The sequence below is a fragment of the Caballeronia sp. SBC1 genome, from assembly GCF_011493005.1.
GTDB lineage: Bacteria > Pseudomonadota > Gammaproteobacteria > Burkholderiales > Burkholderiaceae > Caballeronia.
Genome location: NZ_CP049156.1, coordinates 3,816,900 through 3,829,555 on the forward strand (window position 1 = coordinate 3,816,900; position 12,656 = coordinate 3,829,555).

13 protein-coding genes and 1 riboswitch are annotated in these 12,656 nt (G+C 60.7%); of the genes, 2 read left to right on the forward strand and 11 right to left on the reverse strand.

The window, feature by feature from the left end:
* Positions 1-192 precede the first annotated feature (192 nt).
* From metF to SBC1_RS17090, 5 genes are all read right to left on the reverse strand, one after another.
* Complete coding sequence (metF, locus tag SBC1_RS17070; protein WP_165092849.1) at positions 193-1,032, reverse strand: methylenetetrahydrofolate reductase [NAD(P)H]; 840 nt, start codon at positions 1,030-1,032, stop codon at positions 193-195.
* Between the two features lie 37 nt (positions 1,033-1,069).
* The gene (locus SBC1_RS17075) at positions 1,070-1,420 is read right to left on the reverse strand and encodes a phage holin family protein (protein ID WP_165092850.1); all 351 of its coding nucleotides are present in this window, start codon (positions 1,418-1,420) and stop codon (positions 1,070-1,072) included.
* 98 nt (positions 1,421-1,518) lie between these two features.
* A complete protein-coding gene (ahcY, locus tag SBC1_RS17080; RefSeq protein WP_165092851.1) occupies positions 1,519-2,940 on the reverse strand; it encodes an adenosylhomocysteinase in 1,422 nt (473 codons plus the stop codon).
* A 34-nt stretch (positions 2,941-2,974) separates the two neighbouring features.
* Positions 2,975-3,108: riboswitch (S-adenosyl-L-homocysteine riboswitch) on the reverse strand.
* Between the two features lie 107 nt (positions 3,109-3,215).
* Positions 3,216-3,938 carry an LrgB family protein gene (locus SBC1_RS17085; protein ID WP_165988638.1) on the reverse strand — a complete coding sequence of 241 codons (723 nt, stop codon included), beginning with the start codon at positions 3,936-3,938 and terminating at the stop codon, positions 3,216-3,218.
* 19 nt (positions 3,939-3,957) lie between these two features.
* The gene (locus SBC1_RS17090; RefSeq protein WP_165988640.1) at positions 3,958-4,452 is read right to left on the reverse strand and encodes a CidA/LrgA family protein; all 495 of its coding nucleotides are present in this window, start codon (positions 4,450-4,452) and stop codon (positions 3,958-3,960) included.
* Between the two features lie 120 nt (positions 4,453-4,572).
* Here SBC1_RS17090 and SBC1_RS17095 point away from each other — a divergent pair, with 120 nt between their 5' ends.
* Complete coding sequence (locus tag SBC1_RS17095) at positions 4,573-5,526, forward strand: LysR family transcriptional regulator (protein ID WP_165988641.1); 954 nt, start codon at positions 4,573-4,575, stop codon at positions 5,524-5,526.
* A gap of 106 nt (positions 5,527-5,632) precedes the next feature.
* On the opposite strand, the gene SBC1_RS17100 is transcribed toward SBC1_RS17095, so the two are convergent.
* On the reverse strand, positions 5,633-7,300 hold the full coding sequence (locus SBC1_RS17100; RefSeq protein WP_165988643.1) for an OmpA family protein: 1,668 nt from the start codon (positions 7,298-7,300) through the stop codon (positions 5,633-5,635).
* A 330-nt stretch (positions 7,301-7,630) separates the two neighbouring features.
* Between SBC1_RS17100 and SBC1_RS17105 the strand changes: the two genes are divergently transcribed.
* The gene (locus tag SBC1_RS17105) at positions 7,631-9,322 is read left to right on the forward strand and encodes an isovaleryl-CoA dehydrogenase (protein ID WP_165092856.1); all 1,692 of its coding nucleotides are present in this window, start codon (positions 7,631-7,633) and stop codon (positions 9,320-9,322) included.
* A gap of 59 nt (positions 9,323-9,381) precedes the next feature.
* Here SBC1_RS17105 and SBC1_RS17110 read toward each other — a convergent pair whose 3' ends face one another.
* The 5 genes from SBC1_RS17110 to fliE form a co-directional block, all read right to left on the reverse strand.
* Positions 9,382-9,717 (reverse strand): EscU/YscU/HrcU family type III secretion system export apparatus switch protein, encoded by a 336-nt coding sequence (locus SBC1_RS17110; protein WP_241202126.1) that lies wholly within the window; start codon positions 9,715-9,717, stop codon positions 9,382-9,384.
* A gap of 2 nt (positions 9,718-9,719) precedes the next feature.
* The gene (locus SBC1_RS17115) at positions 9,720-11,078 is read right to left on the reverse strand and encodes a flagellar hook-length control protein FliK (RefSeq protein ID WP_165988645.1); all 1,359 of its coding nucleotides are present in this window, start codon (positions 11,076-11,078) and stop codon (positions 9,720-9,722) included.
* Between the two features lie 87 nt (positions 11,079-11,165).
* Complete coding sequence (locus SBC1_RS17120) at positions 11,166-11,498, reverse strand: flagellar protein FliT (RefSeq protein ID WP_165092859.1); 333 nt, start codon at positions 11,496-11,498, stop codon at positions 11,166-11,168.
* Between the two features lie 24 nt (positions 11,499-11,522).
* The gene (gene fliS, locus SBC1_RS17125) at positions 11,523-11,936 is read right to left on the reverse strand and encodes a flagellar export chaperone FliS (protein ID WP_165988647.1); all 414 of its coding nucleotides are present in this window, start codon (positions 11,934-11,936) and stop codon (positions 11,523-11,525) included.
* A gap of 274 nt (positions 11,937-12,210) precedes the next feature.
* Positions 12,211-12,561, reverse strand: coding sequence for a flagellar hook-basal body complex protein FliE (gene fliE / locus SBC1_RS17130; protein WP_165092861.1), 351 nt, complete (start codon positions 12,559-12,561; stop codon positions 12,211-12,213).
* Between the last annotated feature and the right edge of the window lie 95 nt (positions 12,562-12,656).

Genomic DNA, 12,656 nt, shown 5'->3' on the forward strand with positions numbered 1-12,656 from the left:
AGTTTCTAATACCCGGTACTGACAATTGCTCGTCACTTAGCGTTTCGCGTGCGCGCCTAGCCGCGTACGAAGATTGTCAGTTGCCGACGGTTTTCATTGCCACGAAAAAAAACGATCGCGATTTGCAAATCGCGATCGCCGGCCTTCAAATTTCGCTGCACCTGCAGCGGCGCCCGAGAAGCCGAGGCGTCGTTACTTTCCCGGTAATGCCAACCGCTCGCAGATCGTCTTGCTCGCGGCTGCGCCGTTCAGCGTATAAAAATGCAGCCCGGGCGCGCCTTCCTTGACCAGCCGTTCGCACAAACCGGTCACTACATCCAGTCCAAACGCGCGGATCGCTTCTTTATCGTCACCGAAACTCTCCAGTCGACGTGCAATCCACTTCGGCACTTCCGCGCCGCACATCTCGGAGAAACGCATCAACTGCGAGAAGTTCGTGATCGGCATGATGCCCGGCACGATAGGTACGTCCACACCCAGCTTGCGGGCGTCATCGACGAAACGGAAATAGGCGTCCGCGTTGAAGAAGTACTGCGTGATCGCCGAATTCGCGCCAGCTTGCACCTTGCGCACGAAGTTATCCATATCGGATTTGGGCGAACGCGCCTGCGGGTGATATTCCGGATACGCCGCGACTTCAATGTTGAACCAGTCGCCATGCTCGGCGCGGATGAAGCCGACCAGTTCCGATGCATACCGCAACTCGCCGACTTCGCCCATGCCCGAGGGCAGATCGCCGCGCAACGCGACAATGTGACGAATGCCATGCTCGCGATACGCGCCGAGAATCCCCCGCAAACTATCCTTTGAGGACCCGATGCACGACAAATGCGGCGCGGCTTCGAGTCCCTGCTTCATCATCTCGACAACGGTATCGAGCGTGCCTTGCTGCGTGGAACCGCCCGCGCCGAACGTCACGGAGACGAACTTCGGGTTGAGCGTCTTGAGCTGCGCGCCAGTCGCGCGCAATTTCTCGATTCCTTCCTGCGTTTTCGGCGGGAAAAACTCGAATGAGAGTTCGATCGGTTTCATGGGAAGAGTTGAACGCGCGCGCAAGGCACTCGCGTTCTTAGAAGTTGCGCTGACCGAGGATCACCGCCGACAGCAGCCAGGACACGATGCTGTACAGAATCGAGCCAATGAACGCCGACCAGAAACCCGACACCTCGAAGCCTTTCAGCAACGAAGCGCACAGCCAGAAACACAGCGCATTCACCACGAGGATGAACAACCCGAGCGTGAGAATGGTCACCGGCAGCGTAAGCAGCACCAGCAACGGACGCAGGAACGTATTAATCAGCCCGAGCACGATCGCGACGATCAGCGCGGTGCCGAAACTGCGAATGTGAATCGACGGCACAAGGTAAGTGATGATCAAAAGCGCGAGCGCGTTGATCAGCCAGGTCAGCAGCACGGACATCGATGGTCTCCTGGTACTTGAAGTTTCACGCGCATGGGCTTTTCCAAACCCATGCGCGTGCTGAGAGCTACAAAAACACAGCCGCGCTCAATAACCGATTAATAGCGGTAGTGGTTCGGCTTGAACGGACCCATCTTGTCCACGCTGATGTAGTTCGCCTGATAGTCCGAAAGCACGGTCAGTTCAGCGCCAATGCGTCCAAGATGCAGGCGCGCGACCTTTTCATCAAGGTGCTTCGGCAAAACATAGACCTTGTTTTCGTACTTGTCGCCGTGCACGAACAGTTCGATCTGAGCGATCGTCTGATTCGTGAACGATGCCGACATCACGAACGACGGGTGGCCCGTTGCACAACCCAGATTCACCAGACGCCCTTCGGCCAGCAAGATCACACGCTTGCCATCGGGGAAAATGATGTGATCGACTTGCGGCTTGATGTTTTCCCACGTGTACTGGCGCGTGGAGGCAACGTCGATTTCCGAGTCGAAGTGACCGATATTGCAGACGATTGCGTTGTTACGCATCGCCTTCATGTGGTCATGGCCGATCACGTGGAAATTGCCCGTAGCGGTCACGAAAATGTCGGCCTTGTCGGCGGCATATTCCATGGTCACCACGCGGTAGCCTTCCATTGCTGCCTGCAGTGCGCAGATCGGGTCGATTTCCGTGACCCACACCGTTGCGCCCAGACCGCGCAGCGATTGCGCGCAACCCTTACCCACATCGCCGTAACCGGCCACGACCGCGATCTTGCCGGCGATCATGACGTCGGTCGCGCGCTTGATGCCGTCCACCAGCGATTCACGGCAGCCGTACAAGTTGTCGAACTTCGACTTCGTGACCGAGTCGTTCACGTTGATGGCGGGGAACGGCAGGCGCCCTTCCTTTTCCATCTGATACAGACGATGCACGCCCGTTGTGGTTTCTTCCGTCACGCCCTGAATATGCACGAGGCGCTTGGAATACCACGTCGGGTCGATATCGAGGTGAGCGGCGATCGACTTGTACAGCGCGACTTCTTCTTCGTTTTCCGGCTTGGCAATGACCGAGCGGTCCTTTTCTGCCTTCGAGCCGAGGATCAGCAGCAACGTGGCGTCGCCGCCGTCGTCGAGGATCATGTTGGCGAATTCGCCGTTCGGCCATTCGAAGATGCGGTGGGAGAATTCCCAGTATTCGTCGAGCGATTCGCCCTTGAATGCAAACACCGGCACGCCGCCTTGCGCAATGGCCGCGGCAGCATGATCCTGCGTCGAGAAAATGTTGCACGATGCCCAGCGCACGTCCGCGCCGAGAGCGGTCAGCGTTTCGATCAGCACGCCGGTCTGGATGGTCATGTGCAGCGAACCGGCAATACGCGCGCCCTTCAGCGGCTGCGATGCCTTGTATTCCTCACGCGTTTGCATGAGGCCGGGCATTTCCGTTTCAGCGATGTTCAGTTCCTTGCGGCCCCAGGCAGCAAGAGACATATCGGCGACGAGGAAATCTTTGTTCGAGTTTGAATCGAGAACTGCGGCGTTCATCACGCCCTCCTTTCTAATGGAAAAATATAGAAATTTGACGTGAGCGCCGTTCGATGCGGTGGTTCAACAAGCGCTTACTGGTCTGAAAGCGCTGTCACTCCGTCCGATTGAATGCTTCGAGCCTGGCGGCCTTCGTTGTTGAAAGCCGTCGCAACGCTCCTCGAAGCGAGTTGGGATTGTAGCAAATTGGGATGACGGAAGCGCGTTTGAGCATGGGCTTTGTTTTACCCGCGCCCACGGTAAATCCTCATGCGCGGGCGAGAATCCCGCGCGCCTCAGAAAGGCAAAAAGGCCAATGCCGGAGCCAGTAACACCATGACGACGCCGGCGATCATCATCGTCAGGCTGGCGACTACGCCCTCTTCACTGCCGAGTTCGCGCGCTTTCGCCGTGCCCACGGCATGGGCCGCAGCGCCAAAAAGCGCACCGCGGGCCAAGCGCGATCGTAGAGGCATGAGCGCCAGGACAATTTCGCCAAACAGCATGCCGACCACGCCCGTCGCGATCACGAATAGCGCGGTGAGATCTCTGGGCGCATGAAGCTTGTCGGAGACAGCGAGCGCAAATGGCGTCGATACGGATCGAGTAGCGAGGCTACGCTGCAGTTCCGGCGACAAATGCAGCAATTTCGCCAGCATCAAAGAACCGCCGACCGCCACCAGAATCCCAACCGTCACTCCCACCGATAACGACAACCAATGCTTCCTCAGCAATTGCCGATATTCGAAAATCGGCACGGCGAACGCAACGGTGGCGGGGCCGAGCAGCCACATGAGCCAGCGGGTATCGGCGAAATAAACGGGGTACGGAATGCGCGCGCACAGCACCACAGCCACCAACGCCGCCGGAACCGTCAGCAAGGGCGAGAGCCAGGGGCGCGGGAAACGGGCATAAAGTCGCTTCGACGCGAAATACAACACCACGGTCAGCACGAAACATCCCGCCGCGATCGGACGCGCGGCGGCATCGGCGAATAGGAAGTCGTAGAAATAGGTCATCGCGATAGCACCAAAACGGTCAGGCGCGGGCCGCGTGACGAGCGCTCCGCGCGCCCGTCAGGCGGCGTAATTCCAGCCAGCGTTCGAACTTCGAAGCCCGTTCCACGGCAAACGCCACGGCGACCATCACCATCAGCGTGCCGACCACCACGACCAGCGCCAGACGCCAGCCGTCTTCACGGAACAACCCACCGTACTGAACGGCCGCAACCGTGGCCGGAATGAAGAACAGCAACATGTCGGTGAGCAGCCAGTCCGCGCCGGCCTTGACCCAGTGCGGCGCAACGCCGCCGCAGAACAGCAGCGCGAGCAACATCAGCAACCCGACGACACCACCCGGCACTGGCAAGTGGAAGGTGCGTGCAACGAAATCCGCAACCAGCCAGATTGCGGCAAGTCCGGCACTCTGCAGCGTGATGCGCACCAACTTGCCAAGCGCGCTACGCGACTGAGCGGTAACGCCCGCGTTGGCGGAACCTGTTGATGAAGGAAAAACGTCGGCAGGAAGCGACATGACAGACCTTTGAACTCACCAATAAGGGTTAACCTTCACCCAAATATAGCGCGCGCCACATCATAATAAAAATGACTTAAACTAATAAAATGCATTCCAATCTGGAATTCAAGGATTTGTATGGAATTGCGATCGTTGCGGTATTTCGTCGAAGTCGTGAAGCAAAAAAGCTTCACCGGCGCGGCAGAAAAAATGTTCGTCACGCAGCCCACCATCAGCAAGATGGTGAAGTCGCTCGAGGACGAAATAGGTTCGCCACTGCTGCTGCGCGAGAGCCGCCAGATGGTTCTCACCGACGCCGGCCAGATCGTCTATCAGCGCGGACTGGAAGTGCTTGCGGCGCACGCGCAACTCGAAGCCGAACTCAACGATCTCGGCAAACTGGGGCGCGGCACGCTCACGATCGGGATTCCGCCCATGGGCGGATCGCTGTTCACGCCGGCCATTGCCACATTCAAGAAGCGCTATCCAAAAGTGGAGCTGAAGCTCTTCGAGCGTGGCTCAAAGGCGATCGAGGCGGCGCTGATCGACGGAGAACTGGAGCTTGGCGGCGTGCTGCAACCAGTCGACCTCGCCATGTTCGACGTACTGCCGATCAGCCGCCAACTGCTCTGGCTCGTCGCGCCAAAAGGCTCGCGCTGGGATACCGTGGCGGACGTGACGCTCGCCGATCTCGCGCCAGAGCCGTTCGTGTTCTACGGCGAAAGCCTGGCTTTGTCCGATCTCGTGCTCACCGCGTGCCGCGAAGCGGGGTTCACACCGACTATCGTGGGGCGTAGCGGCCATTGGGATTTCATGGCGGCGTTGGTGCAGGCGGGCGTCGGTATTGCGTTACTGCCGGCGCCGTATTGCCGGCGGCTCGATGTCAACGCATTCACCTGCCGGCCGGTGGTCGCGCCTGAAATTCATTGGGACATGGCGGTGGGCTGGCGGCGCAACGGCTATTTGTCGAACGCGGCACGGGCGTGGCTGGAGGTCGTGCGGCAAACACTGCCGGCCAATCTCGGCGATGACTTCCTGCAAGGCCCGGCTGAACGATTTCCGGCGCGCGTGCGCAACGCCGCGCCAAGGTAGCCCGTCACCAAGCGCCATAAAAAAAACACCCTGTCTCGCTCGCGCGGGACAGGGTGTTTTTGTTGCTACGTTAGTACCGAACCCTTCGTGGCGTCCGGTCAGTCGATCATTCCTGCACAGCGAAGTCGATCCGGCGGTTCGCGAAACGTCCGCTGGCCGTTGCGTTATCGGCGATCGGGTGGGCATCGCCGAAACCTTGCGCCGTCAGCGAATCAGCAGAAACGCCATGCTTCACGAGGAACGCGCGAACTGCTTCCGCCCGCTTCTTCGACAGCGCCAGATTCGTGCTGGCCGGGCCGACATTGTCCGAGTAACCCCCCACGCTCAACTTCACGGTCTTGCCCTTTGCTTCGCACGCCTTCAGCACTTCTGCCGATTTCGCCAACGCCAGTTGCGCGTCTTGCGGCGGTACGTCGGAACCCGTGCGGAAATTGACGACTTGCAGGTTCAGCACCTTGGCGACATCGGCGGCCGAGCAATCATCGCTCAACGAGGCGAACGCGCTCATGAACGATTCCTTCGCGTTTTCGACCGCTTGCTTGACGTCGAACGTGCCGATGGTAAAGCCAGCGCCGAACAACGTCTTCAGCTTGTCCATCCAGCCGTTGCGCACGTCGGCAGCCGAGCCGCTCAGCTCGATCTTCTCACCCGACAACTTGGCTTCCGCGCCCGGCAATTGCATCAGCGGCAACAGGCCGTCGAGCTTGTCGAGCCAGCTAGCCGGCTTGGTGTCCGGATCAACGGAAATGGTTGCGTTCAAATGGTCCGCGCCGAACTTCGCCGTCAGTGCGGCGAGCAGCTTGGCCTTCTCTTCTTCGCTGCCGACCGTTGCTTGAATAGTCGGTGCGCCGAGCTTGTCGACGGTGAACGTCAGCAGTGCGTCCTTGGTAGGCGCAGGTGCGGCAGCGGGTGCCGACGCCGGGGCGGGTTCTGAAGCGACCACCGGAGTCGATGAAACCACTGCCGCGGCGGCGGACGCTGCAACAGGAGCCGCAGCGGGTGCCGGTTCGACTGCAGTCTGGTTGCCGCAGCTACGGCCGAACAGCAACGCGAGCAACGCAAGAGCGGCGGCGACAGCCAGCCACCACCATTTCTTCGATCCAGCCTTCTCTTCCATCACGATCTTGTCGAGCGAAGGGTTGATACCGGACGATGCGCCGACAGTTGACGGGTGTTCAAGATGCGACGACACCGCTTTCATCTGCGCCGCGACGCCGGACAGGAAACTGCCCGCGCCGCCCAGACCCAGCGCGCTGGCGACTTCTTCCGTCATGCTTGCCTTCACCATTGGCAACTGATGGCCGAGGAGCGTGGGCAACTGGCCCACATTGCCGCCGGACTTCGTGAAGTAATGCTTCAGCACGCCGAACAATGCGGTCGTGACGATGCCGCCCAATGCATGCGTGGCGCCAACCGATACGCCGGTCTTCGCTGCCACTGCATTGCTCAGTGCGTTCACGCGCTCTTCCGATGCCACGCCGGTCGCGAGCCGCGTACCCGCCGCGAGCAACGACTGCAGGCCGTCGCCGTGGACGAGTTGCGGAAGCATTTCGACGATATTGGCGTTCGCATCCGGCGACATGATCGACGCGAACAAGCTGCGCGCGCCTTCAGGCGATGCGGCTTTGTTCATCAGCGACCCGACGAGTGCCGGCGCGATCATGCCGACCACGCGCTTCGCCGCTTCGGGAGCGACGCCCAATTTTGTAGCGAGTTGTTGCAACACGCTTTCGGTCAAAGCGCCCTGTACTAGCTGAATAACATTGATGCTCATTTAAATTGCCTTTTCCTTACTTGCGTGAATTGCGCTAACTGCCCAGAGTGAGCGAAGCGGATTATAGGTTCGGCATTTAACAAATAAGGACTTCGGATTAAAAATCGGAAATACCTCAAAGAAGAATGTTTGAGACGGTTCTCAAAACGTCTTGGATTACTCATGAATGTCGTCGCATTGATGCGGTAATCGAAGCACAAACCTTGAATGAACGTTAATTCGCACTATTCGGTTTAATTGACGAAAGCGTGCTACATGACGGCGATCAAGGTTTTTGCAAAAATTGAGACAAGCGGGCAAACTGAATAAACGCATGACGGAGGCAACGCGATGCCCTCATCCAGCTACGGCCAAACGCACGAAGTCACGAACCAGACCCCGCCGCTCGAGCGTTACAACGCGCTATCGAGCGACCCGGCGCTGGTCAGCGCTATCCAACGCGAAGGCGCGGCGTGGCACCTCGACACACTCACCCGCGACGGTCTGGCGCTCACCCATCCCGATATCCTTGCGCTCGCCGACCTGGCCAACCGGCATACACCCGAACACCATCCGTTCAGCGCACGCGGCGAGCGTATTGATGCAATCGAATTCCATCCGGCGTGGCATACGCTGCTTTCAATGTTGCGCGAGCAGGGCCTTCATTCGCTGCCGTTCGAAACCGCTTCGCCGAAACCCGGCTCCATGGCTGCGCGCGCCGCCGGATATTTTCTCCACGCGCAACTGGAAAGCGGTTCGCTGTGCCCGCTGACCATGACCTTCGCCAGCATTCCCGTTCTGCAACAGGAGCCTGCGTTGTACTCGAGCCTGCGAGAGCAATTGCTCTCCCGCCAGCACGATCCACGCGATATTCCGCTCAGCGCCGGCAAGCAGTCGATGATGATCGGCATGGGCATGACCGAGAAACAGGGCGGCTCGGACGTGCGCAGCAATCGCACCCGCGCGATCGCGACGGGTGCGGGCGGCCGAGGCGGCGAATATCGGCTGATCGGCCATAAGTGGTTCTTCTCGGCACCTCAATGCGACGCCCATCTCGTCCTTGCGCGCACCGGCGATAACACCCAGGAAAACAGCCCGGTTTCCTGCTTCTATGTCCCGCGTTTCGCGCCGGATGGATCGAAGAATGCCGTGCAGATCCAGCAGCTCAAGGACAAGCTCGGCAACCGCTCGAACGTCAGCAGCGAAGTCGAATTCCTCGACGCCTACGGCGTCATGATTGGCGACGAAGGGCGCGGCGTACCCACGATCATCGAAATGGCGAACTTCACGCGTCTCGATTGCGTGATCGGCAGCGCCGCATTGATGCGCGCCGCGCTGATCCAGGCGGTTCATCACGCGCGGCATCGGCGGGTGTTTGGTGCAAAACTCATCGACCAGCCGCTGATGCGCAACGTTCTTGCCGATCTCGCGCTGGAATCCGAAGCGGCCACCGTGCTGTTCATGCGGCTCGCGGGCGCATTCGAGAATTCCGCAAAGCCGGAAGAACGCGCGTGGCGTCGCATCGTGACGCCGGCAGCGAAGTTCTGGGTCTGCAAGCGCGCGCTGGAATTCACCGGCGAGGCAATGGAGGTCTGGGGAGGGAACGGTTATGTCGAAACGGGGCCGATGGCGCGGTTTTATCGCGAGGCCCCGGTGAATTCGATCTGGGAAGGGTCGGGGAATGTGATGTGCCTGGACGTGCTGCGGGCGTTCGAGCGCGAACCCGATGCAGCCCATGCGCTGTTCGATTCGTGGCAGGCGGTGGCGGGTGAGCATCGCGTGCTCGGTGACGCGCTGAACACGCTGCACGCCATGCTGCGCGGCGATCCGGCCACGCGTGAAGCATCGGCGCGGGGAATCGCACAGCAACTGGTGCTCACCGCGCAAGGGATTCTGCTCGCGCAGCACGCGCCAGCCGATGTGGCGGCGGCGTTCATGGAGACCCGTCTCGGCGATGCCCGGGGTTCTGCGAATTGCGTGTATGGAACGCTGCCGGCAACGTTCGTTTTCAAAGCGGTGATCGAGCGTGCGTTCGCGGGGTAGCTAGGGGGATAGTTTCGGGGAATAGCTTGGGACAGTGCGGAAACGCAACGCTCGATGAATCAAGCCGCGCGGCTACGCCCCTTGCGCACTGGAATTGCCGGGTCCACTTCGGGCGGCGGTCCCACCTCCACTCCGTTTTCCAGCCGATACAACCACGCGAGCAGTTCTGCCACCGCCTGATAAAGCGCCGGCGGGATGCGCGAGTCCAGGTCGACCTGCATCAGCAGCGACACCATCTCCGGCGATTCGTGCACATACAGCCCCGCGTCCTTTGCGCGCTGCACGATCATTTCCGCCACCAGCCCGTAGCCCTTCGCGACCACGCGCGGCGCGGCATCGGGGTTTTTGGTGTCGTAGGTGAGCGCGGTCGCCTGTTTGCGCGAATCGTTGCGCAGACTCACGTTTCGCTCCCGGCCGACGGCGCTGCGCCTGCGACATCAGTGACCTTGGCGACATCGGTGAAATGGGGGAACGCCGGATCAGCGGCCAAGTCGGCCAGCGCGTCGCGTGCGTGCACCGTCAACCCGGCAAGCTGCAATCCCGCGGCGTCGAGTTGTTGCCGGAAATGATCGCCATCGGCGGCAAGACGGGTGGCGCCGCCCTCGCTTGCATTCAGCCGCACCACCAGTTGCTGGCCGGTGAGCACCAGATCGGCGTCCACATTGCCGAGCGTGGGCAAGCTCAGCGTGACGCGCGTGTGCCAGGCGCGATCAGTATCGGCCGAACTTGTCCCCGCGCCGCTATCCTGAAACGCATCACGCCCATAGGGAGCGCGGTTCTGCGGCTGGATTTCCCACTCGAACTTCGCGCCCGGCCACGCTTCGCCCGACCAGCGAAACTGATCGGAAGCAAGCATGTCGAGCTGCTGGCGGACCAGCGGAATAGTCGATGGATGAATGCCTGAGGCAATCGCAGCCTGCACGGCCGAATCCTGCAAATGCGCGGCCGATGGCAACGTGCCCATTCCCGCTGTCCCGGCCCCCGGCGCCGCTGATGAAAACACGCTCGTGGGCATCTCGCGCACCGATGCCGCCAGCGCCGCCGCCTGCTGCGGCGTTTGCGGCGTGGGCACGGGACGCATGGAATTGGGCGCGTCGGGGGTATCGGCAGCGGCGAAAGTGGGCGGCAGCAGCGTTTCGTCGATCCAAACATTGGGCGCAGCGTCGCCCGAGCCCGCAGCCGGGAAAGAATCCGACGGCAATTCGCTTGCCAGTTTGTCCACGCGCGCCTGGGGCTCATTTCGCAGCGACGCAAGCGAACGCTGTCCGCCCAGCCACAGCGCGATATGGTTTTCGTAGAAAAGGCCGCTATCCACGACAGTCCGCGCCAGCATTGCCGCCAGCACAGGCGCGGGCAAAGGCGGCGCAGGCGGGTTGACCGCGCTCGCGGCACTCGCGGAACTGGAGGAAAACAACGACCCGGACAGGCTCTCGAACGCACTGGCGGCCACGACCAGGCGCGGCGCGGTTGGCCACAACGGCGAGCTGCCGAGCAAAGCGGGCGTTGCGCTGCCGCCGAACCGCGAAATGATGTCGAGCGTACGCGCGATCTCGCTCAACGCGGTTTGCGTCGACGGGCCGGCCGCGGCGTACGCGCTGATAACAGCCGCGGGCGTGGCGACCCGCGGGGTATCGACGGAAAGTTGCGTGGTATTGGCTTGGGGCGCGGTAGAACTGGTCTGCGTATTGAGCGCGGACAACAGCATGTCAGTGCGGCTGGCGAGCAGCGCAGAGACGGCGGAGTCCAGTCCAGTCATGCCAATATCCTCGGGGCAGCAGTCCAGCCGAACGGCCGGCCACCGGTTTCATCGAGCCGCAAACGCATCAACCACGGTCAACCACGTCTAGCGAAACCCGACCATCTTCTTCAAAACTCGCACGGGCCTGTTCACGCTGAATAACGCTGCGGACAAACGCGCGAGGCTGGGGGTGCTGAGGTCACGAATAGCGGCGTCGTCGGCCAGAATCCGGCGCACCAGTTCGAGCTTGCGGGCACGCGCGGTGTCGTCCAGTTCGGAACTGGGGTCGACTTCTCTCAAGCCGTCGACCAACTCCCGGTACGTGCTCTGCATGGTCTTCAGTTCGCCCCATTCTCCACTGCGTGCTGCGGCCAGCATGCACGCAGAAAGTGCGGCAATCGCTTCATAATGAGCGAAATATTCTTGTGTGGTTTTCATTATGTGCAAGCATGTTTCGCGGCTTCACGCCGCAGCCATTTTTGCTGCATCGGGTGCAATCGCCATCCAGGCTTCCTCCAGGGTCGCCAGCAGGCCATCGATCTCCACCAGCACCTCTTCGCTCTGACGCACATTCGCTTCCAGTAACCGGTGCGCCATGTAGGTGTACAACGCGTCCAGGCGTGCCGCGATATCCCCGCCGACGTCCAGGTTGAGCGATTGCTGCAAACCGCTTTCAATAATGCTGATCGCTTTCGTGATCGCCTCGCCGCGCGCCGGGATATTGCCCTGTTGCAGGTGCATCCGCGCCTGGGCAATTGCCTGTCTCGCACCCTGATACAACATGGCGACCAGCCTGTGCGGGCTCGCGCCCATTACCCCTGTCTGAACGCCGACGCGCGCATAAGCGTTGGCTCCACCGTGTGCCTGGGAAAACATCCGACCCTCTCCTTTGTCGTGCTTTGCGGTTTCCGTCGTTTCATGGGCGTTCGCACGAAGCCGCTGCACGCCAGCGCACTCAGTGACGGGAACCGTGATGAACCGGTGCCGATGAACTGATCAGGACCCTTCTATTTGTCTGACCGTTTATCGCGCTGCTATCCGGGTTATCGGAGAAAGCGGCAAAAGCTTTAGGCGTGCTTTGCGTCACAACGAATTCCAGGAAGGGAAATAGTCGGCGGATCGATGATCTGGAGAGCCGCGGGCGCGGCGTTCATACCGAGATGTTCATGATGTCGTTGTAGGCCGACACAAGCTTGTTGCGGACCTGCAGACCAAACTGGAAGCCCACGTTCGCCTTCTGCATGTCGATCATCACGTCGTTCAGCGAAACGTTTGGCGCGCCCACTTCGAACGCGTGCGCCTGGGTGATCGCGGTGTTCTGGCTGCTGCTGATGCTGTCGAGAGACGACTTCAGCGCGTCGGCGAAACTGCCGGTGCTCACTGCACCCGATTCGGGCACGACGCTTCCGCTCGCGACCTGGCCGGCACCGCCCGCAGCCTGCGTCGACATGGTCTGTATTTGCTGGAGCGCCGAACTCAGCGGGCTGATAGGAGCATTCATGGGGTCTCCAGAAGGAACGGAAAGGAACTGAAAATCGGCGGCAACATATGGATTGCGACACTTCTGGGACAATCCGAACCGGGGCCTGTCCCGGG